The following is a 20838-nucleotide window of genomic DNA, read 5'->3' as shown; positions in this document are numbered from 1 at the left end:
TGGCAGAATGAAAGGAATTATTTTAGCCGGGGGGCGGGGAACCCGACTTTGTCCATTGACTAAGGTAACTAATAAACACCTGTTACCGGTAGGTAAGGAACCTATGATTTTTAATCCGGTCAAACAGCTGGTATCGGCCGGCATTACCGATATTATGGTAATAACCAGTAAGGATCATATGGGGGAAATTGTCCGTCTGCTAGGCAGTGGACGTGATTTCGGTTGTGATTTTACTTTTAAGGTACAGGAGGAGGCATTGGGGATAGCCCATGCCTTATTGCTGGCGGAGAATTTCGCCCGGGGTAATAAAGTGGTAGTTATATTAGGGGATAATATTGCTACTTGTAGTATCAAACCTTATGTGGAAAGGTTTGTTCGCCAGGGAACTGGAGCCCGGGTGTTGTTACGCCGGGTAGAAGATCCAGAGCATTACGGTATCGCTGCTCTGGATGAACTTAAGATAGTGGAAATTGAAGAAAAACCCCGCCATCCCCGGAGCAGTTATGCGGTAATTGGGATTTATATGTACGATAAGGAAGTGTTTGATATGATTAGAAAGATTCGGCCATCTGAGCGGGGGGAATATGAAATTACCAGTGTAAATAACGAGTACATTAAAAGCAGTCAGTTGTGTTATGATATTCTGCATGGAAAGTGGGCTGATGCAGGAACCTTTGAATCACTGGCCTATGCTAACCAAATTATGCTGGCGGTAAATAATCAGCTAAGTGAAGAATGGAATGATGTTGATGCAGATACCATTTAACCGGCTCTTTCTAACTGGTCGGGAATTAGAACTTATTAAAGATGCTATAAACCGAGAAAGTATTACTGGTGCAGGATATTATACCCGCATGGCGCAACAGTGGTTGGAAGAAAAACTTCTGGCTGATAAAGTATTTTTAACGACTTCGGCGACCGGAGCCCTGGAAATGGCAGTATTGTTATGCGGTCTCAAACCGGGGGATGAGGTAATAATGCCATCGTTTACTTTTGTATCTACTGCTAATGCAGTACTACGCAGTGGTGCCAGGCCCATTTTTGCCGAAATAAACGCCCAGACCTTTAATCTTGACGTTGAAGATGTAGCCCGCCGGATTAACCATAATACCCGGGCTATTATTCCTGTGCATTATGCTGGTGTAGCTTGTGATATGGATGCCCTGCTAAACTTGGCTAGATCCCGGGATATAACTATCATAGAGGATGCTGCTCAGGCATTAAATGCCACCTATAAAGGATCCTACCTGGGGACCATAGGGGAGTTAGGCTGTTACAGCTTTCACGGTACGAAAAACTATACCTGTGGGGAAGGGGGAGCTTTGGTGATAAACCAGGCTGAGCTTAAAGAACGGGCGGAAGTTATATGGGAAAAAGGTACTGATCGGCAGCGCTTTCTGGCTGGTGAGGTTGATCGCTATACCTGGAGGGATATCGGATCCAGTTTTGCTCCCTCAGATATCCTGGCAGCCTTTCTTTGCGCACAGCTCCAGGAAACCTCTACTATTACCAACCGTCGTCAGAGGGTATACCAGCGCTATTATCGTGAACTTAAACCTTTACAGGAAGAAGGCTTATTACAACTCCCCAATATTCCTGATTATGCTGAACCCAATTATCATATATTTTATATTGTTCTACCTTCACCAGTTAGGAGAAATATGGTGATGGTGGAACTACATAACCGGGGAATAGCTGCTACTTTTCATTTCGTTCCCCTGCATACTTCACCTATGGGAGCTAGACTAGGATACAAGGCAGGTGATTTTCCCCTTACTGAGGAGTTTAGTAACCGGCTATTACGTTTGCCTATTTACCCAGATATGTCTGATACTGAGCAAGAGTATGTTATTGAACAGTTAAGAGAATGTCTGGAGCAGTTTAGCCATGACTGATCAAGCGGTGTTTATTTCCATAGTTATTCCTGTATATAATAGTCAGGAGATCCTGGAAAAACTTTATAAAAGATTGGTAGCAGTTCTACAAAATATTGAAAGAAATTTTGAAATAATTATGGTGGATGATGCTAGTTACGATAGTAGCTTCAAGGTTATGCAAGGACTACATCGTCAGGATCCCCGGGTTAAGATTATCCGCTTGAGCAGGAACCAGGGGCAGCACCAGGCTACCCTGTGTGGTTTATTTTATTCCCAAGGAAGATTTGTCGTTACTATGGATGATGATCTGCAAAATCCTCCTGAGGAAATTCCGCGCCTTTTGGAAAAAATCCAGGAAGGCTACCAGGTGGTATTTGGTATACCTGGCCACAAACAGCATGTTTTTTACCGTAATTGGGGAAGCCGGGTTATTAATTACTGCTTAAACCGGATTTATCCCTGGAAACCATACCATATCCGCAGCAGCAGTTTTAGGATTATGGATAGGGAATTAGTGGAGAAGATAATTAGGCGACCGGGATCACGCATATATATGGCGGCTCTGATTTTTGCCAATACCCATCAGATAGCGAATCTGGATGTGGTGCATTTAAGTCGCCCTTACGGAAAGAGCAATTATAACCTAAAAAAATCGGTACAATTAGCGTTAACCCTAGTTCTCTACTATTCTTTTATACCCTTAAACATGGTGCTTATGTTATGGCAGGGTCTTTTTTTTGTAAGTATGCTGTTTTTCCTATGGACTATAATCGGTCCTAAAGGAGCAGGACCATGGTTATGGGCAGTAGGTCTCTTAGCGGTGTTATTCAGTAGTAGTATGGTTTTAACCGTGTCCTTTATAAGAGACTATTTTAAAAGAGTTCTGGAAAATCCGGTTAGTTTCGAAATTGCTGAGAGTAAGTTTTAATAAAAATTACTGCTAAAAGATTATATTTAAGATAGGTGAGGAGAATGAAACTTCTTTGTTTAGGTGCCGGGTTTATGCAGATTAACGCCATAAAAAAGGCGCGGCAAAAAGGGTATACTGTAGTGGTATCTGATTATCTCCCTGATGCTCCGGGTAAGAAATGGGCCCATCATTCGGAATTAACCAGTACCTTTGATGTAGAAGGTAATATTCGGGTAGCGCGTAAGCACGACGTAGACGGGGTATTTACCATTGGTACCGACCAACCGGTTTTAACCGTGGCTCAGGTAGCGGAAGCCTTGGATTTACCACATATGATCAGTTCATGGACGGCTTTACGGGCTACCAATAAGAAATATATGAAGGAAGTTTTTGCAGCGGCGGGGATTCCCTGCAGTAAACAGGTTTATATAGAACGGCAGGATCTTGCCCACATGGATACCATATTAGATAAGCTCACCTCTCTAAATTTTCCGGTAGTGGTAAAGCCTTTAGACAGCCAGGGTCAGCGGGGCATATATAAGATTTACGAACCAGACTCAAACATCCTGGATTACCTACACCATACCTTTAATTTCACCCGTGGTAATGAGATTATTGTGGAAGAGTTCTTTAGCGGGGATGAGATAACCATTAGTGCCTGGGTAGAAGATTTTCATCCCTATATACTGATGATTACGGATCGGCCTTTGCTGAATGTAGAACCTCACCTGGGTATTCCAGATGGGCACGTATTTCCGTCCCGGTATGGCCGCAGCCACGCATCCCGAATTACCAGGGTAGTAGAGCAAATCGTATCGGCTTTTAATATTCGCTGTGGTCCTTTATATATCCAAATGATGGTTAATGGAGAACAGTTACAGGTGGTGGAAATTGCCTGTCGGATTGGCGGCGGGCACGAGGAAGAACTGATTCCCCTGGTTACCGGGATTGATGTAGTTGATATGTTAATAGATAAAGCCGCTGGTCAACCAGTTAATATTGAGACTTTAAAACATTATAATCTTTTGGACAACCCTAATTACGCCATGGTGAAGTTCGTCATTGCCCGGCCTGGTATGGTGGATAGTACGGGTGATTTAACCCAAGCATTATCCCTACCAGGTGTAGTTAACGCCGGTTTCTATAAACCAGCCATGCAAGAAGTTAAGGAATTGGTGGATAGTACCTGTCGAATCGGTTATATCCTTGTAAAGGGCTCCAGTCATGAAGATGTTAAGGAGAAAGTTAGCCAGGCCTATAACCAAATAAAAGTTTTTGATTCCTGGGGAAAAAATATGGTGGTGGATACTTCCCGGTCTAATGGCTATTATCAAATTTATAAGGAGAGCAAGCTATGTTAAAAAAACCTACGATTGTTTTAATGATCCTAGCAGTTTTTTTACTGGTAACCCTGGGAGGATGCCAAGCATCTACTCCTCAGCCGCAATCAACTAATACTGCTAATGAAACTACTGTCACTATCGCCATTCAATATGGACTTGCTTATGCTCCCCTGCAGATCGTAAAAGAAAAAGAACTGCTGGAAAAATATTTACCGGGCGTAAAGGTAGTATGGAAACAATTAGGCACCGGGCCGGTTATACGTGATGCGATGGTTACTGGAGAAGTTGATATTGGCTTTATGGGGGTGTCACCTTTTCTAATTGGCTGGGATAAGGGAGCAGAATGGAAAATTGCTGTAGCTTCTGGAAGCCAGCCTTTAGGTTTGCTGACCTATAGGGAAAATATTAAGATTCTGGCCGATTTTAAATCTGGGGATCGAATCGCTACCCCGGCCTTAGCCAGTATACAGCATATTCTATTGTCAATGCAGGCGGAAAAAGAACTGGATAATGCCCGGGCATTAGATAACCTGCTGGTCTCGGTAACTCATCCGGATGCTGCGGTTGGTTTATTAGGGAAAAAGGATATTACCGCCCATTTTTCTTCTCCTCCTTATCTTTTCAAGGAGCTGGATGATCCACAGATAAAACAGATCCTCGATGGTGAGGATGCTTATGGTGGAGAATTTACGTTTATTTACGGTGTAGCTACTGATAAATTTCATGATAGCAACCCGGCAGCCTATAGTGCTTTTGTCGGTGCATTTAATGAGGCCGTAGCGTTTATCAATAATAATCCTCGTGAGGCTGCTCGTTTATTGGCCCCCCGTTATAATTTAAGTGAAGAGCAGACCTATCGTTACCTTACCTGGAAGGGAACTAATTATACCAGTACCCCTTATGGATTAATGGGCATGGCTGAGTTTATGCACCGTTATGGTTTTATTAGCAAAATGCCTCAGGATCTTTCCGAAATAGCTTTTGAAAATGTCCAGGCGATGGTGGGTAAACGATATGGAGAATTATCGGCGGTGGAGAAATTACAATGGAGAAATGGTGAACCTGGTGAAAATATCAAACCATAACGGACTGCAAAAATTCATATTTGTAATTCTGCTTATACTGGCCTGGGAAATCACTGCTCGGGCTGGATTGTTCAACCAGTTGGTGTTCCCTTCTTTTTCATCGATTGGGGCTGTTTTTGCGGAACAGGTAGCCAGTGGTTTCCTGCCTCGCGTAACGTTATATTCTCTGGGCTTAATACTGAAAGGATTGGGAATATCACTAGTGCTTGCCATAGTACTAAGTTTTTTATCTACTCTATCCAGGTTAGCGGAAAACATGGTGGATGTACTAAACTCCATCCTTCATCCTCTGCCAGGTATAGCTCTTTTACCGGTAGCCATGCTCTGGTTTGGATTAAGTGAGGCTAGTATAATATTTATCATTGTGCACTCGGTGCTTTGGCCCATGGTGTTGAATTTTATTACCGGTTTTAAGTCTATTCCCAGGATATACATGGAGGTAGGACAGAATTATGGCTTAAAGGGATTCCGGTTATTAACTGAAATCATGTTACCCTCCTCACTGCCCTATTTGCTTTCCGGGATAAAAATTGGTTGGGCGCGGGCCTGGCGTGCTGCCATAGCCGGGGAAATGGTATTTGGTGCGGTAGGAACCGCCGGAGGCTTAGGCTGGCAAATTTTCAAAACTCGTTATGACTTTGATATTACTGGAACCTTTGCTGCTTTATTGGCCATAACCATTATAGGGGTGCTGGTAGAAGAACTATTTTTTAAAAGCATTGAAAAGGCTACCGTTAAAAAATGGGGTATGAGTGTTTGAGCTTTAAATTAAACTTAAGGTATGCTGTAAAGCTAATGGCAGTAATTAACTTGGTTTAAGTGGCTTCGTTTTAAGCAGTTCTATTTAGACAGGCTTGGTAGGGGATATGTTTTCAGGAGGAGTTAAAGAATGTTAGAACTGGTCCGGGTAGATAAATCTTTTAACAGCCACGGAATGGACCAACAGGTACTTAATGATATAAATCTAAATGTGCCCGCGGGTGATTTTTTATGCATACTAGGCCCTTCCGGTTCCGGGAAAACTACCTTGTTACGATGTATTGGCGGATACGAGAAGATTACCGGAGGGAGTATTTATGTAAAGGGAAAAGAGATTACTTCACCAGGCATTGATCGTATTATGGTTTTTCAGGGATTTGAGCAGCTTTTTAGCTGGAAAACAGTGGCCGGTAATATTGAATATCCCCTTAAGATTAATAAGGTAAGAAAAGAAGATCGCATTAAAAGTGTAGCCTACTACCTGGAGATGGTTGGATTAACGGATTTTGCCCATTATTATCCGCACCAGCTATCTGGGGGGATGAAGCAGAGAACAGCTTTAGCCCGGGCTCTTGCCCTGGAACCCCAGGTACTGCTCATGGATGAACCATTTGCCAGCCTGGATGCTCAGACCCGTAATATCTTGCAACATGAACTCATTAAGTTATGGAAAAAAACCGGATCGACTATCTTATTTGTTACCCATGATATTGAGGAAGCTATTTTATTATCTGAGCGCATATTGGTAATCTCTAAGGAGGGGAGAATAATCAGGATTATTGATAATAACCTGCAACGTCCTCGCAAGCCTAGTATGATGGGGTTTGCTGCTTTATGGGATGAGGTGTATCAATATCTGGGCAACGTCCCCCGGAGGTCATGATGTCCAACCGGCTAAAGTTCTGGCTTAAGTTACTAGTAAGTATGACTTTGCTAGTATTAATACTGAGCCAGGTAAATCTATCCGTTATTATTAAACAGGTACAAGGGTTGCCTGTTTTTAAGTTGATCAGTGTATGGGGGCTATCTTTTCTATTTTTAACCATTGCTGCTGGGCGTTCCTGCCTGCTGGTGGCTAAACGGTGCAGAGTTAATATTTCCCTCCTGCAATCCTACCGTTTTTATCTTACCGGACTATTTTACAACCAGCTTCTCCCCACCAGTATTGGTGGAGATCTGGTACGCATTTATATGATTGACGGTTTCGTTGGCGACCTATATGGTAGTAGCTCTACGGTTTTTATAGAAAGGTTTAGTGGGCTGCTGGCTACCTTAATGATTTCTTTAGCAGCAGCCGGAGTTCTTTATTATTATCTCCAGGTTAGAGTATACATTAATTATGTTGTGGTGGTTTTAATATTGGCTGCCATAGCCGGGTTTTTAGTTATGCACCCGGCAACCAGAAAGGTACTGCAAAGATCCGGACCTTGGGTACGAGTTAACCGTTTAAAAGTAATAGCTGATCGGTTTTTGGGAACATTACAGGAGTACCGTTATCATCCCGGCTTATTGATGAAAACGAGTTTTTTATCTTTATGTTACCAGCTTAGTGATATTTTGGTAGCCTATCTCCTGGGCCGAATGGCTGGAATTGAGCTAAACTTCTGGTATTTTCTTCTGTTTATACCTTTAGTATATGTAGTTACTTTAATACCTATATCGATAAATGGGCTGGGGGTTAGGGAAAACACCATGGTATTTCTCTTTGCTGGTGCCGGGGTAGAAAGTTCGGCCGCTCTTCTTTTATCTCTACTTATCTACCTGGATCGGCTGCTTAAAGGGTTAGCAGGCGGAGTGTGGTCTGCTTTTCAGGGGCGTAGCCGTACCATAACAGGAGGTCAAAACAATGACAGCCGTCCGATTCATTAAACCGTGTGCGGCTGCCCTGGTCATCAGTATTAACCTGCTGGTGCTCCAATGGTACGGGGTAGCCTGTTTAGAAATAGTCTGGTTTGTTCTGGCTGTACTGGTGGCTACCTTAATCCCGGGGCTTTTGGTACTTAATAGCTTAAATTTATATACTGAAACCTGGTACAGGTTTATCCTGGCCCTGGCAGTAGGAATCTGCCTGGACATATTACTTTATGTGATTTTATCTATTGGACAGGTGAAGTTTTTACTAATCCCGGTATTCCTCTTACTTTTGCTAATTTATCTTGTTAAATGGGGAAAAAGGGACTGGTTATGTTTAGGGAATTTGTATTGCCGGGCAGACTATGGCCTGGTTTTAATCTTGGGTTTTTTATCGGTAGCAGTTTTGCTGATCATTATTCTCTTTTATTTTATTCCTAATCCGCTTCCGGGCGCCCAGGCGGCCGTGTACCATGTGGATTATCCCTGGCATTTAGGTAATATAGCTGAGGTTAAAAATCACTGGTATCCAGAGGACTCGCGCCTAGCCGGCAATTATTTCCATTATCATGTTTTTATCTATGTATATCTGGCTTTGTTATCCTATCTTACCGGGCTGGATTTACCGGTGGTTTTTTTTCGGCTTTACATACCTCTTTTTCACTACCTGCTGTTAGCAGGTGCCTATTTCTGTGCCTCCCGCTGGTATGGCAGCCAAAGGGCCGGAATCTGGCATGTAGTAATCGTGATGTTCCTGGGAACGGCTTTACTTTCCTGGCCATATAATGTTGCTCTGCGTAATCTATTTATCAGTCCCACCTATTTACTGGCCCTGGTTCTAACGGTTTTTTTCCTCACGGAGATGAAATCCTGTTTGCAGTGGGAGGGGTGGAGAGCATTATTAGTAGTACTTTTACTTGTTTTTGGTATTAGTGGAGCTAAAGGAAGTTTTTACCCGGTTATATTGGCCGGGCTGCTACTTGGTTTTATTTACATGGTGCTTACCCGCCGCTGGAATAACCGACTCGTTATTTTATTAATATTATCTCTAGCTGTTTTTTTAGGTGTTTTTGTTTATATATATCAAGGAATCGGTAGCGAAGGGATAAATATATTACCGGGGGAGATTATTACTGCCACTGATCTTTGGAAATATTACCAGGAAAATCTGGAGTGGTCCCGGGAACCTTGGGGTATTGTTATTTTGATAGGTTCTTATGTGCTATTATTCTTCAGTTTTCGTTTACCGGCTTTTGTGAATCAGGTGGGCAGTATCTGGCGACGGAGGAATTTCATACCTGTGGAGGATATGGTGTTGGTAGGAATGATCCTGGGAAGTTTAATTCCTGCCTATTTATTAAGCTATCGGGGTACTTCCCAATATTATTACCTGTTGGCCGGGTTTACCGCTTTAAATCTGATATCCGCCGGTTATTTACAACAAATATTTCATGAACGTAAAATATCTTTTTTAAAAATAGTGTTGGTAATATTGCTGGTGTTATCAACTGCCGATACCCTGGCTACCGCCGGTTATCAGCAATATGTTAATACTAAATTTGCCGGTATTCGCAACCAACCCCTTACACCGGAGGTATACCAGGCTTTGACCTATATAAAAGATAACACTGCGACTGATATATTATTGGCATCATATCGTTCTTTTTGGTTAAATGAAGACGATTCCCGGTTTTTCTACTATTCAGCCTTCAGCCAGCGCCGGGTATTGGTAGAGGGATGGCAGTATATGTCTCCGCAATATCAGGAAGAGGCTCTAAAACGTTACCAGGATATGAAAACACTTTTTAGTACCCGGGATTGTTACCGGGCTAGGGCTATTATTAATAGCTATGGCCTTGATTATATACTGGTAGATAAAAAACATGGCCAGCGGTTGCGGTTTAAACAGAAAAATCTGGTAGAGAAGGTCTTCGAAAATAAGGAAATGGCTATTTATAGAACGCAAGTTGTCGATAAAAGGTTATAATCAGCGCAAAGTCATGCCTATTTAAATCCCACCTAATTAGTGTCTTTTACTAACCCCCTTTTTTAAATCTAATGCTAAAACCAACTGGTATATGGTTTACAAAACCTGCTTAGGTCGGTTGTTTAAAACCAGCCTATGAATATACGATAGATTTTTACTGGTAAGGCCTATGTGAAGGGGCTAACTCCTAAATTAGAAACCCAAACCCAGGGGGAAAAGCTCAATTTGATAATGCCTAATTTTAAAGGAGCTAAAAGACTTACTTATAGCCTGATAAAAAAGTAAGATTAATGAGGCGGTATAATCAATGTTATATTGTAGTAAAACAATGTAACATTATTTACTCAACCGTTCGAGGAGGGGAGTCAGTATGGGCGTTACCAGGCGCGAGTTTCTAAAGATCGGCAGCGGTAGTCTTGCGGCAGTAGCCGGAGTGGGTCTTTTAGGGAACGGATTATTAGAGACTGGGAATAAAGCCTTTGCAGATGCCGGGCCCCAAAAAGTGGAATATAAACAAGGGGTTTGTGGTATCTGTGAAATGGCCTGTGCTATGAGGGGTAAGCTTGAAAATGGAAGACTGGTTAAACTGGAAGGTAAGCCTGCCGACCAGCATAGCCGGGGATCTTTATGTGCTAAAGGGAATTCCGGTATAAACATGTTGTATGACCCGGATAGGCTTAAAGCGCCTATGTTAAAGACTGTTAAGGGAAGGGTTCCTGGACAGGATCCCGGCTGGAAAAAAATAAGCTGGGATGAGGCCATAAACCGCGCCGCAGCGGAAATAAAAAAAGCTATTGATAAATATGGTCCGCAGTCTGTTATTTGGATTGGTCATCATAGGGGTGTGGATTTTCTAAAGGCTATAGGTAGCCCTAATGATATATCTCATCAGTCGACTTGTAATAATGTTAGGCAACTGGCTACCCAATTAACTTTGGGTTCGGGAAACTATGTGCCCGATTTTGAACATAGTAAATATATTCTCTGTTTTGGTTGGGATCAGATAGGTAAAGCCAAGAACTCATTTGCGCGCGGACCTATTGCGGGAAGATTTGAAAACGGGGCTAAACTGGTTGTTTTCGACCCTCGCTTATCAACGACTGCTGCCAAGTCTACCGAGTGGATTCCTATTCGACCTGGTACTGATCTAGCGGTTATTTTAGCTATGCTAAATGTGATAATATCGGAAGAACGTTATGATGCTGAGTACGTTGCTCAGAATGTTTACGGCTTTGAGGAACTGGCTAATGAAGTAAAACAGTATACTCCTGAATGGGCTTCTAAATTAAGTGATGTACCTGCTGATAGTATCCGCAGAATAGCCCGTGAATTTAGCGGAGGATGTCCGGCGGTTATTCCTATTCATAAGCGGGAAGCAATTCAGTCTCATCCAGGTGGATTTGAACTGGTACGGGCCTGCTTTGCTATGATGGCCATTACTGGCAACATTGAGAGACATGGTGGAGCTATGCTTCCCCGGGTTGCTGCTACCGGTAGTGCCCGGGCACCAAAAAATCCTCCGGAAATGAAAGTAACCGAACGTGTAGATGGGGGACACTTGTTCCCGTTATCTATTACCGGACCCCTTAGGGGGCCTGGGTTATACCAGAGCGTACCGGATATGATCCTGGCCGACCAGCCTTATCCGGTAAAAGTGGCCATAGTATACGGCCAATCATTACAATCTATGCCTAATCCTCAGAAATGGGTTAAAGCCTTTGAAAAACTGGATTATATGATCAATATAAACATTTACCCGGATGAAATGGCAACTATAGCTGATCTAGTTCTTCCCGAACCTACCTATCTGGAAAGAGCCGATGTAGCAGTACGTATTACTAATGCTCGTTTTCCCCAGATCGCTTTGGCAGAACCTATGATCAAACCGCTTTATGATACTAAAGATGCTGATGAAATCAAACACCTAATTGCCAAAAAACTAGGAATTGAACAATACCTGCCTCCTGCTGGTAAAAAAGCATTAGATGCCAAGCTCAAACGTTATCGCTTAACTTTTGATCAAGCTATTAAAAAGGGTGGCTTGATTAGCCAGCGTAAGGATTTTGTACCGTTAAATTTAAATGAACTTAAAACTGAAAGCGGTAAGATTCAGATATATTCTCCTAAGTTAGCGGAAATGGGATATCACCCGCTACCGTGGTTTGATGAAAGTTGGGTATTGCATCCCAAGGCTAAGGATGAGTTTTATCTGGTCACTACCCGGCCGCCTACCCATCGCCATGCTAAGACTCATAATTTAAAGTGGCTGCACGAGATTAATCCCCAAGGCGTTATCTATATGAACACCCGAAGAGCTAAAAGCCTGGGAATTAAAGATGGCGATACTATTGAATTGAGTACTCCTTATGGTAAAGGCCAGGGTGAAGTTAAATTAACTGAAGGTTTACGGCCTGATACCATAAGTTTTCCGCATGGTTTTGGGCAAAAATCCCAGCTGATGAAACTGGCCTATAACGACGGAATGAATGATGGTGACATAATGCCGGCCTATGCCAAAGAAATAAGCCTCAAGATGAAGGATCCTACTGGAGCCTGCTTGGACTGTCATGTACTTGTCAAAGTCAGAAAGGTGTGATAGGCATGACACAACTAACTATAGACCCCAATTTATTATGGGCAGCCCGGGAAGTTTTTCGTTATCCGGAAAGAGAAATCTTTCTATATTACCGGGAAGATATTTTATCGTTGATAAAATGGGCAGGAAAGTATGGTCAATCAGGCCTGGAAGAATTAGAGGATTTATTGCGGTCAAAGGATCCTGATTGTGGCCCATTGAAAATTGATTTTACCGGATTGTTTATAAATGGTTTTCCTGCTGCCCGGGCTCATCCCTTTGCTGGCTGGTATCTGGGAGATGGTGAGATTTTTGGTTCTACTGATGAAAAAACTCGCCGTTTCTATAGCCGGTATGGCATAACTATGGAGGAATCACAGGCTGAACTACCTGCAGATCACATAATGGTGGAACTAGAGTTTTTAGCTGCTATGGCAGAAGATTATATCCATACCGGGTTTAATCAGTATCTGCAAGCCCTGCAGGAAATGATGAATCAACATTTAAGCACCTGGATATTTACCTTTTTGCAGACTATGCATGATGAGGCTCATACAGATTATTACCGGAAAATGGCCCAGGTAATTATGTTGCTTTTCTATAAGCTCGAGGAGGAATTGAAGGGGGTGGCTCTAGTTGGCTGAAAAAAGGAAAAAAAGATACGGAAAAATCGTGGATATGAATAAATGTGTAGGCTGCCATGCCTGCAGTGTTGCCTGTATAGCTGAAAACAAAGTGGCGGACGGTAAATTTAGAACTCGTATTATCGAACATGAGGAGGGAACTTTCCCCAACGTATATCGGTATACGGAAAAATGGTCCTGTAACCATTGCCAGGATGCCCCATGTGTGGATGCCTGCCCGACCAAAGCGTCCCACTATACCGAATGGGGAACTGTAGAGGTAAAGCCGGAACTATGCATTGGATGTGGTTATTGTGTGCTGGCGTGCCCGTACCGGGTGCGGATGATGGATGACCGCCATGATGGGGGACTACCGGTAAAATGCACTTTGTGTGTGCACCGGCTGGAAAAGGGGCTTAAACCTGCCTGTGAGGAAACCTGCATAGCGGGTGCGATCATAACCGGTGATTTAAATGATCCCAAGAGTGAAATTAATAAATGGATGGCGAAGGGTGCAGTAGAACGGCGGCCGGATCTGGCCACTCGTCCTAATGTATTCGTCATACCCTACCGGAGGTGATTGTGATGGAACATTTGTTTACATGGAATTATCTTATTGCTATTTACCTGTTTACGGCGGGGCTTTCTTCTGGTGCAGCTGTAATAGCCTCAATAGGCGACATCATTAATAATACTGATGACAGGATCAAACGACTGGGAGCATACTTGGCTCCGTTTCCAGTGATGCTGGGACTAGCCTGTCTGGTAGGAGACTTGCATCGCCCCTTAAACTTTTACCAGGTATTGATTCATTATCATGTTACTTCGGTAATGTCCTGGGGAGCATTTTTCCTGCTGGTATTTCCGATTATTTCTTTAATTTATGCGGGAATGGTTTACTTTAATTATTCCGGAGTATTACGTAAAGTATTCGCCTGGCTGGAACTGGTTTTAGGAGCAGCTATCGGTATTTATGCCGGCCTCCTGCTGGCAGCTATCTACAACAACCCGGTATGGAGTAATCCTTTAATAGCGTTCCTATTTTTCGTCTCCGCCTTATCTACCGGTTTATGTATGATTATTATCGGTGGCAAGATATGGGACCAGCTAGAAAAGAAGGTCCTGCGGCGGATTATACCTGAACATTTATTACCCCGTCCGCTTAGCTTAAACCTGGATCATAATATTACCCGCCGTTTAATAGCTATTGATGCAGTGATAATTGTAATTGAGCTCTTGGTAATATCAACCTTAATTATCAGTTATGCACTAAGGCCCACGGGAGAAATAGCTCTAGGTGCCATAATAACCGGTGGATACTATTTAGGGTTCTGGATCGGAGTAGTAATAATAGGTTTAACCTTACCTTTAATACTGGGGATTATGGAATTACGCAATGGTTTATCCAAAGAAGTCGCCCACCTGGTGTCCTGGGTTGAACCGGTGCTGGTATTGACGGGAGGATTTATACTTCGCTGGGTAATCGTTTATGGAGGACAAATGGTTTATCCTATACTAACTTTTTATCGATAAAAAAATTTGTCGGGGGCAGGGTAACACCTGCCCTTTGTGACTTCCTAAGATTAAATAAGATCCACAAGAGGTAATGTTTAAGTTACAATAGGGAATGGGTTGGGATAGTTATGTTTAAGGCTCTACTCGGTTTCTATAAGGACTTTATAAAATGTTGGGGCAAACTGTAAATTACTTGCCCCGGGATAGAGGAGAAATTTATTAAATGGAAATAGACCGAAAAAGCCCAATACCAATATATGTTCAATTAAAAGAGCAAATTAAATTTGCCATAGAAACCGAGCAATACGCTGTTGGTGACCAATTACCTACAGTACGACAGCAGGCAGTAGAGTTTAAAATCAATCTTAATACCGTGCGTAAGGTATATCATGAGCTTGAGGAGGAGGGATATATCTCCACTCAACAAGGGAAAGGCACGTTCGTATGTGGCATTCCCTCCCGAGAAGAAAAAGATGGGGATCGGCTTATGCGGATGGACCGGCTTCTTGACAACCTGCTGGCTCAAGGGTATGCTCTAGGGTTTACTGCCAGCGAAATCCTGGACTTATTGGCGACTAAGGTCAAGTAAAACAAAGGGGTAATAGTATGGACAACGAAGTAAGCGAAGAAAGGGCGGGCTATGTATACAATGCTGACAATAGCCGCCAAAACCGCCGGGGTAAATTGCTAGGGTTCTGGATTTTGATCTTATTAGGTATGGCCGGATTCTATATTTGGAACCGGACTGGTATCGTAGCCTGGGCGATTATACTGGTGCTGGTGGGAATTTTACTGGCCAGTACTATTAAAATTGCTCATGAATGGCAGCGGGCGGTGGTCTTACGCCTGGGACGCTTTTATAAAGTAGCCGGGCCGGGGCCCTTTGTACGTATTCCGGTGATCGATCACATTACCTGCTGGATAGATCAGCGCATGCGTACCACTTTTTTTGCAGCGGAAAAAACCCTCACCCGGGATAATGTCCCGGTAAATGTTGATGCGGTTATGTTCTGGGTTGTATGGGATCCGGAAAAAGCTGCTCTAGAGGTAGGTAATTACCAGGAAGCGGTTATATGGGCAGCCCAAACTGCTTTACGTGATATTATCGGCAAAACCGAGCTTTCAGAAATGCTGGCTGGAAGGGAACGCCTGGATGAAGAACTACAAAAAATGATTGATGATCGCACTGAGGAATGGGGAGTGGCAGTTCGTTCGGTAGAAATACGTGATGTGGTTATCCCCAAAGATTTGCAGGATGTTATGTCGCGTGAAGCTCAAGCGGAACGGGAGCGGCGGGCTAGGACTATTCTGGCACAGGCGGAGAGAGAAATAGCCGATAATTTTCTAATGGCGGCCAGTAAATACGAAAAAAGCGACATCGCATTTCGCCTGCGGGCTATGAATTTACTATATGAAAGTATTAAGGATAATGGCGGCCTAGTAGTAGTACCAGGTGGTTATGATTTCGAATTTAACGCCCTGGCAGGCTTAACAACCTATGACCAGTTGACTGGTATGAAGAAAAAGAGAGAAAAAGAGCAAGAGAAAGGCCAGAAGGATCAACTAACCTCAGAGGCTGATGATAAAAAAGAATAATATTAAAGGGGGCTGAACCATTATATTGGTTAACCCCCTTTGTTTTTATACTGCTTCCCTAAGGTTCCAACAAAAACCGCTCTGCTGCGGGTGAAGCAAGAAACGAATAAACTTTTGAGCTATAGGTAGTGGATCTTCATTAATTCTGTAAACCAGGTTTATATCAATTGCCAAAGAATCAATTTCTTTGATGGACATGGTTCTCAATGTACCTTCCTTAAGTTCATCCTGAACGGCTATTTCTGGTACAATAGAATATCCCAGTCCACCTTGGACAGCTGCTTTAACTGAATGAATGCTACTCATTTCTGTAACGACATGAAAATCTTTAAGAGAATAGCCCTGTGGGGAAAAAGCCTTTTCTAATACTCCGTGTATAGCGGCTCCTTTTTCCCGAACTACAAAAGGCCGAGCTTTTAATTCCCTGAGACTAATCTCATGTCTTGTCTTCCCAGTGTTACAGGGTGGACAGATAAGAACTAACTTCTGAATATCCAGGTGATGAACGACTACATAAGGGTTGTCGATAATTCCCTCTGCTACAGCAACATCAACTTCCTTATGTACCAGTTTATGCAGAATAGTAGCCGTATTGGCTATATCAAGTTTAATGTTTACTTCGGGATACTTTTCTTTGAAAGCACGGATACTACAGGGCATAGCATAATTACCTGCTGTGCAGCTAGCGCCGATAACCAGTGATGGATTAGCGGGATGAGTTAGTTGTTGTAGATCCTGACCCATAGCCTTTTGCATATCTAAAAAACGACTGGCATAAGCTGCTAATATTTTACCAGCCTCAGTAAGAGTTACCCCTTGAGCAGTACGATGGAAAAACTTAACTCCATAGTAATCCTCCATAGCCTGAACTTTACTACTTATGGCTGGTTGGGATAAGTGTAATAGCTTGGCAGCTTTAGAAAAGCTACGGGTTTGAGTAATAACAGGAACAATCTCCAATTGGTCAAGGAACATAAAAAACGCCTCCCTTTTGGAAACACCTGGTAAATAACTTGCTGGAAAGAGGCTGTGAAAGTTGTTACAATGATATACTACACTATAACATTTGCTGATTACAATATAGCAAATACCAATGAAAAAAGCAATGAGAAATAACGAGAAATAATAAAACAATTTATTAAATAAGAACGATTAAAAGTGGTACAAGGAAATGGTTATACGGTTCCCTTATACCTAGGTGGGATCAGTAATTAGGGTTATAAAATGGTTTATAATGCGGGCGGTTAACCCCCAGATTACCCGGTCTTCCCATAAATAAAAGAACTGAGGCAGGTAGCCTTTGCGAAACGGATAATTTCGACCGTGAGGAATCATTTCATAAGGAAAATCTTCAGAATAAGCCACGGCCAGTGGAAGTTTTTTATACATAGGCTGGTAATTAACAAAAAAATCAAGAGGTACATAAAATGCCTCGGCAACTTCATCAGGACTGGGCTTAACATTAACATAATTATCAATGACCGCTATAAAGGGGTAAATAATAAGATTAAATGGGCTAACCATAATATCCAGGGGGGCAATTACTTCAATATTCTTAGGTGATAGACCCAGTTCCTCGCAGGTTTCCCGTACTGCAGCCTGCATGGGGTTAGCATCGTCTGGTTCAATTCCTCCTCCTGGAAAGGAGATTTCCCCTGGTTGATGCGGAAGGTTATCGGACCTCTTTTCAAATAACAAACATAGCTGGTCGTTCAAGTCTACCAGGGGCAGTAGTACCGCCGATTGAAAGGCTTCTTCATGTCCGAGAATATTAGGATAACGCCCTTTTAAATTCATTATTTTATACTTATACATAATTAAGTCCTCCCATAATAGGAAGCAAGGGGACGTTCCTTTTGCTTCCTTTTTCCGTTTATTTCCTTTGCCAGAGAGCGCAAGGGAAGGAACCAGCAAAAGACTTAGTTTGAATATATAAATATTCCGGGCCTATGTGGAGTTGGGAAGATACCAACTGCTGGCCTGGTGGCTTCAGGGGTACCAGACCGATTCATATCCGTGTTCAACCATCTTATTTGTTAGGGGCCACGAACATCAGTGATTTTCTGTGGGTAGGTTCCGCTTACCCCTTTCTGCCGCTGTGCCTTCACAGGGTGTTTTAACCAGACTTCCCTTAAATATCGCTCTCCATGTTATGTATTAAAACAGCCTTATGAACATTAGTTTTAACTACTGCTAATGTGCATCTTGGCCTAAGTATAGCATAGGATTTTTCGCTGACTGCCACCATAATATACAAAAAAGTTTTAAACTTATCGATGTTGATGATCAATGTAAAGGTTCCTAGCTACAGTATATACAGTATATATAGATAGTTATAAACCAAAAGATAGCTTATAGGAAATAATCGCATACTATAAATATCTTTCCCCCAAATAGCCGGAGAAATTGCACCCTGGACAGGGACGGAGGGCTAATATTTATTGTGGCTGTGAGCGATACCAATTTTCTAATCAGCCCAGTCCTGGTAAAGATAAGTAAAAAAACCCAAAAAAATAAACAGTTTGACGCCGGGGTATAAGCCTGTCCTCTTAACTGCAAACTAAGTAAAATACAGGAGGTGTTTTCTATAGTGCAACTTGATAAAGGAGACCGGAGTATTTTGGCTTATTTTCCGTCGAGTAAAGAGGCCCAGGCGGCAGCAACGAAACTTAAAGAATCAGGGCTGGTTCCAGAATCGGAGTATCTGCAGATTGATCGGGTCTCCCGTTATGGAGGGGGTATTAACTCTGGTTATGATGATCTTCGCAGTGAGGTACTTACCCTTACAGGAGGCACTTTGTATTCAGGGGAATCGGGCAACGAAGGCCCTAATCCTTTATTGGCAGCTCATGATTCGGTAAGTGGTCTGGGTAATCCTGGTGCTGGGGTAGCAGGGGGAAGCGCGTTTATGGTTACCCTGGTTACTCCGCAGGAAAATGTGGAACAGGCCGTTAAAATTATTAAAAGCAGTGGAGGAAGGGTATAAATAAGTTAACAGGGTTGGTGTGCCAATAGTTTATGTAATAAGGCTAATCATAAAAAATTCACTAAAGTGTACTATGTAAAAAAGAGGCAAGAATGCCTCTTTGATGTTTATTTAGGAATAAAAGTAGCACAGTCAGTATCCTGGGTACTACGGGCATTTCGGGGCTGGATTTCAATTCCAGAAGCCATACAGGTATCGCCATGCCCATAATAATGACAGCTATTAACCACACATTTTACTCCGCTAAGACTATGGCTTTGTTTTTCAACCCTTCCTGACATGCTTTTAATACCTCCTTTCGTTTTCAAGTATAGTATGGTTCATAATAAAAATAGATATACGACTCCTAAAGTAGTAACAAATACCGCAAGATAACCTTTGTATCAATTTACGTTTCGCTTGACCATTCAAAATTATACATAATGATTAATTGTAAATGTTTCCAATATAATCTTAATTAGATAATTCATATCTTTCGTTTGTCCTACTTCCAGATTTCATTTAATATTTGCTGAGATACAATAACCCCTCCTATAAAAAATGGCTAACCAATCTTATAATCTAATCATTGTCAGACTCAATATAACAAGATTTCGACAGAGGTGGTAGTATTGGGGTTGGGCGCGTTTAAATGTATTTATTTGCATAGTGTTAGGTCAAATAAAAAAGCCCTCCTGTCGAGAAAGACTTAGTTTTTCCGATGAGGGCCTTTAACGGGGGACATCCTGACTAAAGCCGTTTAACTAGCATGAGCTAGTCATAATTTTTTTAGATGAATAATTCCGGTTCTTTTCGATCAGCAAACTCAATTTCCAATTCATGTTTATGTCTCAAAAAGTTTTCATCATCAAAATACTTGGCCTGAACCGGGCATTTTTTGATACAAGCACAGCATTTGATGCAGATGCCGTTTAATTTAGATACATTGTCAGCGTTGATAGAACCCATGGGACAAACATTTACGCAAAGCTTGCAATCAATACAATCGCTGTTGGTTTTGGGAGTGACTTTGCGAATATCAACCGGATTACCATTTTTATCTTTAGGTTTTATAATAATACCGGTAAGGTGTACTGCCTTTTACAGTTACCGGTAACAATTCATCTTGAGTTGTTATTTTATTATAAATTTGCTGGGCAAAATCACTTACTATGGCCATATCTTTTTCATCAGGTCTGTTTTGGGCAAGGGTATTAGAAAAAGAATGCTCGCCTATAAATGCTCCCGCAGCAATAACTTTAAAACCGTTTGATTCAAGAATATCTTTCAATTCTATTAAAGCATCATCATAATTTCTGTTTCCATAAACAACTATAGCGATGGCTAAGGCATCATTACCCTGTATAGAATTTAAATATTTTAATAGTACATTAGGCACTCTTCCGGCAATAACCGGAACGCCGACAATAACCATATCGTCTTTGGAAAAAGATACCGCATCTTTTCTGACTCCTGGTAAGGTGAAATCAATAATTTTTACAGTTGTTTCTTCACCAACATTTGCCAAAATATTATTGGCTATACCAGTGACTACTTTTTTAGTTGTATTTGTTGCACTAAAATACATTATACTAATTTTATAATTCAAGATAGAGAACCTCCTGCTGTGTAGATTGCTATAGGTAATAGATAGATCTAAGCGTGATTAATGGGAAAGATAATATTTATGGCACGAATTAGGGGAAAAAGACCATAATTATATCATAACCTCTTAAAAAACTAACAGGCGTT

Annotated in this window: 19 protein-coding genes and 1 pseudogene; 16 read left to right on the top strand and 4 right to left on the bottom strand. The window is 42.1% G+C overall.

Annotated elements, in window-relative coordinates; all coding sequences use genetic code 11:
* Nucleotides 1-7 precede the first annotated feature (7 nt).
* The 15 genes from ACZ5Q0_RS02995 (at nucleotide 8) to ACZ5Q0_RS02925 (ending at nucleotide 16121) form a co-directional block, all read left to right on the top strand.
* Entirely contained in the window at nucleotides 8-766 is a 759-nt protein-coding gene (locus ACZ5Q0_RS02995; protein ID WP_446819479.1) for a sugar phosphate nucleotidyltransferase, read from the top strand.
* Nucleotides 729-1895 carry a dTDP-4-amino-4,6-dideoxygalactose transaminase gene (gene rffA / locus ACZ5Q0_RS02990; protein WP_464827218.1) on the top strand — a complete coding sequence of 389 codons (1167 nt, stop codon included), beginning with the start codon at nucleotides 729-731 and terminating at the stop codon, nucleotides 1893-1895. The genes ACZ5Q0_RS02995 and rffA overlap by 38 nt, the downstream gene beginning before the upstream one ends.
* On the top strand, nucleotides 1888-2805 hold the full coding sequence (locus tag ACZ5Q0_RS02985) for a glycosyltransferase family 2 protein (RefSeq protein WP_446819482.1): 918 nt from the start codon (nucleotides 1888-1890) through the stop codon (nucleotides 2803-2805). Before rffA ends, ACZ5Q0_RS02985 begins: the two co-directional genes overlap by 8 nt.
* 44 nt (nucleotides 2806-2849) lie before the next feature.
* Complete coding sequence (locus tag ACZ5Q0_RS02980) at nucleotides 2850-4148, top strand: ATP-grasp domain-containing protein (RefSeq protein ID WP_446819484.1); 1299 nt, start codon at nucleotides 2850-2852, stop codon at nucleotides 4146-4148.
* Nucleotides 4142-5215, top strand: coding sequence for an ABC transporter substrate-binding protein (locus tag ACZ5Q0_RS02975; protein WP_447182693.1), 1074 nt, complete (start codon nucleotides 4142-4144; stop codon nucleotides 5213-5215). Before ACZ5Q0_RS02980 ends, ACZ5Q0_RS02975 begins: the two co-directional genes overlap by 7 nt.
* Entirely contained in the window at nucleotides 5145-5975 is an 831-nt protein-coding gene (locus ACZ5Q0_RS02970; protein WP_446819487.1) for an ABC transporter permease, read from the top strand. Before ACZ5Q0_RS02975 ends, ACZ5Q0_RS02970 begins: the two co-directional genes overlap by 71 nt.
* A gap of 129 nt (nucleotides 5976-6104) precedes the next feature.
* Entirely contained in the window at nucleotides 6105-6857 is a 753-nt protein-coding gene (locus ACZ5Q0_RS02965) for an ABC transporter ATP-binding protein (protein ID WP_446819488.1), read from the top strand.
* Complete coding sequence (locus tag ACZ5Q0_RS02960; RefSeq protein WP_464827217.1) at nucleotides 6854-7843, top strand: lysylphosphatidylglycerol synthase transmembrane domain-containing protein; 990 nt, start codon at nucleotides 6854-6856, stop codon at nucleotides 7841-7843. The genes ACZ5Q0_RS02965 and ACZ5Q0_RS02960 overlap by 4 nt, the downstream gene beginning before the upstream one ends.
* Nucleotides 7821-9812, top strand: coding sequence for a hypothetical protein (locus ACZ5Q0_RS02955; protein WP_446819491.1), 1992 nt, complete (start codon nucleotides 7821-7823; stop codon nucleotides 9810-9812). Before ACZ5Q0_RS02960 ends, ACZ5Q0_RS02955 begins: the two co-directional genes overlap by 23 nt.
* Before the next feature lie 370 nt (nucleotides 9813-10182).
* Nucleotides 10183-12408: a molybdopterin-containing oxidoreductase family protein gene (locus ACZ5Q0_RS02950; RefSeq protein ID WP_446819492.1), complete on the top strand. Its 2226-nt coding sequence runs from the start codon at nucleotides 10183-10185 to the stop codon at nucleotides 12406-12408.
* Between the two features lie 5 nt (nucleotides 12409-12413).
* On the top strand, nucleotides 12414-13031 hold the full coding sequence (locus ACZ5Q0_RS02945; protein ID WP_446819493.1) for a TorD/DmsD family molecular chaperone: 618 nt from the start codon (nucleotides 12414-12416) through the stop codon (nucleotides 13029-13031).
* A complete protein-coding gene (locus ACZ5Q0_RS02940) occupies nucleotides 13024-13590 on the top strand; it encodes a 4Fe-4S dicluster domain-containing protein (RefSeq protein WP_446819494.1) in 567 nt (188 codons plus the stop codon). The genes ACZ5Q0_RS02945 and ACZ5Q0_RS02940 overlap by 8 nt, the downstream gene beginning before the upstream one ends.
* Before the next feature lie 5 nt (nucleotides 13591-13595).
* On the top strand, nucleotides 13596-14543 hold the full coding sequence (gene nrfD / locus ACZ5Q0_RS02935) for an NrfD/PsrC family molybdoenzyme membrane anchor subunit (protein ID WP_464827215.1): 948 nt from the start codon (nucleotides 13596-13598) through the stop codon (nucleotides 14541-14543).
* A gap of 205 nt (nucleotides 14544-14748) precedes the next feature.
* Nucleotides 14749-15114 (top strand): GntR family transcriptional regulator, encoded by a 366-nt coding sequence (locus ACZ5Q0_RS02930; RefSeq protein WP_447182691.1) that lies wholly within the window; start codon nucleotides 14749-14751, stop codon nucleotides 15112-15114.
* Nucleotides 15115-15131: 17 nt separating this feature from the next.
* The gene (locus ACZ5Q0_RS02925) at nucleotides 15132-16121 is read left to right on the top strand and encodes a slipin family protein (protein WP_446819497.1); all 990 of its coding nucleotides are present in this window, start codon (nucleotides 15132-15134) and stop codon (nucleotides 16119-16121) included.
* A gap of 45 nt (nucleotides 16122-16166) precedes the next feature.
* Here ACZ5Q0_RS02925 and ACZ5Q0_RS02920 read toward each other — a convergent pair whose 3' ends face one another.
* Both ACZ5Q0_RS02920 and ACZ5Q0_RS02915 read right to left on the bottom strand, forming a co-directional pair.
* Nucleotides 16167-17096: a LysR substrate-binding domain-containing protein gene (locus tag ACZ5Q0_RS02920; RefSeq protein WP_446819498.1), complete on the bottom strand. Its 930-nt coding sequence runs from the start codon at nucleotides 17094-17096 to the stop codon at nucleotides 16167-16169.
* A 219-nt stretch (nucleotides 17097-17315) separates the two neighbouring features.
* Entirely contained in the window at nucleotides 17316-17936 is a 621-nt protein-coding gene (locus tag ACZ5Q0_RS02915) for an NUDIX hydrolase (protein ID WP_446819499.1), read from the bottom strand.
* Between the two features lie 775 nt (nucleotides 17937-18711).
* Here ACZ5Q0_RS02915 and ACZ5Q0_RS02910 point away from each other — a divergent pair.
* On the top strand, nucleotides 18712-19107 hold the full coding sequence (locus ACZ5Q0_RS02910) for a hypothetical protein (protein WP_446819500.1): 396 nt from the start codon (nucleotides 18712-18714) through the stop codon (nucleotides 19105-19107).
* Between the two features lie 107 nt (nucleotides 19108-19214).
* Here ACZ5Q0_RS02910 and ACZ5Q0_RS02905 read toward each other — a convergent pair whose 3' ends face one another.
* The gene (locus ACZ5Q0_RS02905) at nucleotides 19215-19388 is read right to left on the bottom strand and encodes a DUF1540 domain-containing protein (protein ID WP_446819501.1); all 174 of its coding nucleotides are present in this window, start codon (nucleotides 19386-19388) and stop codon (nucleotides 19215-19217) included.
* Nucleotides 19389-19875: 487 nt separating this feature from the next.
* Nucleotides 19876-20695, bottom strand: a pseudogene (locus ACZ5Q0_RS02900) (flavodoxin family protein).
* Between the last annotated feature and the right edge of the window lie 143 nt (nucleotides 20696-20838).

This window comes from Syntrophomonas erecta subsp. sporosyntropha, assembly GCF_055395365.1.
Note: the sequence above shows the minus strand (reverse complement) of the source record. Positions and strands in the feature narration are given on the sequence as shown.

Bases quoted from the DNA above. Each gene is read 5' to 3' on its own strand.
- ACZ5Q0_RS02985 (WP_446819482.1), top strand. From the start codon at position 1,888: ATGACTGATCAAGCGGTGTTTATTTCCATAGTTATTCCTGTATATAAT.
- ACZ5Q0_RS02955 (WP_446819491.1), top strand. From the start codon at position 7,821: ATGACAGCCGTCCGATTCATTAAACCGTGTGCGGCTGCCCTGGTCATC.
- ACZ5Q0_RS02930 (WP_447182691.1), top strand. From the start codon at position 14,749: ATGGAAATAGACCGAAAAAGCCCAATACCAATATATGTTCAATTAAAA.
- ACZ5Q0_RS02975 (WP_447182693.1), top strand. From the start codon at position 4,142: ATGTTAAAAAAACCTACGATTGTTTTAATGATCCTAGCAGTTTTTTTA.
- ACZ5Q0_RS02945 (WP_446819493.1), top strand. From the start codon at position 12,414: ATGACACAACTAACTATAGACCCCAATTTATTATGGGCAGCCCGGGAA.
- ACZ5Q0_RS02925 (WP_446819497.1), top strand. From the start codon at position 15,132: ATGGACAACGAAGTAAGCGAAGAAAGGGCGGGCTATGTATACAATGCT.
- nrfD (WP_464827215.1), top strand. From the start codon at position 13,596: ATGGAACATTTGTTTACATGGAATTATCTTATTGCTATTTACCTGTTT.
- ACZ5Q0_RS02905 (WP_446819501.1), bottom strand. From the start codon at position 19,388: ATGTCAGGAAGGGTTGAAAAACAAAGCCATAGTCTTAGCGGAGTAAAA.
- ACZ5Q0_RS02920 (WP_446819498.1), bottom strand. From the start codon at position 17,096: ATGTTCCTTGACCAATTGGAGATTGTTCCTGTTATTACTCAAACCCGT.
- ACZ5Q0_RS02965 (WP_446819488.1), top strand. From the start codon at position 6,105: ATGTTAGAACTGGTCCGGGTAGATAAATCTTTTAACAGCCACGGAATG.
- ACZ5Q0_RS02915 (WP_446819499.1), bottom strand. From the start codon at position 17,936: ATGTATAAGTATAAAATAATGAATTTAAAAGGGCGTTATCCTAATATT.
- ACZ5Q0_RS02970 (WP_446819487.1), top strand. From the start codon at position 5,145: ATGGAGAATTATCGGCGGTGGAGAAATTACAATGGAGAAATGGTGAAC.
- ACZ5Q0_RS02950 (WP_446819492.1), top strand. From the start codon at position 10,183: ATGGGCGTTACCAGGCGCGAGTTTCTAAAGATCGGCAGCGGTAGTCTT.
- ACZ5Q0_RS02995 (WP_446819479.1), top strand. From the start codon at position 8: ATGAAAGGAATTATTTTAGCCGGGGGGCGGGGAACCCGACTTTGTCCA.
- ACZ5Q0_RS02960 (WP_464827217.1), top strand. From the start codon at position 6,854: ATGATGTCCAACCGGCTAAAGTTCTGGCTTAAGTTACTAGTAAGTATG.
- ACZ5Q0_RS02980 (WP_446819484.1), top strand. From the start codon at position 2,850: ATGAAACTTCTTTGTTTAGGTGCCGGGTTTATGCAGATTAACGCCATA.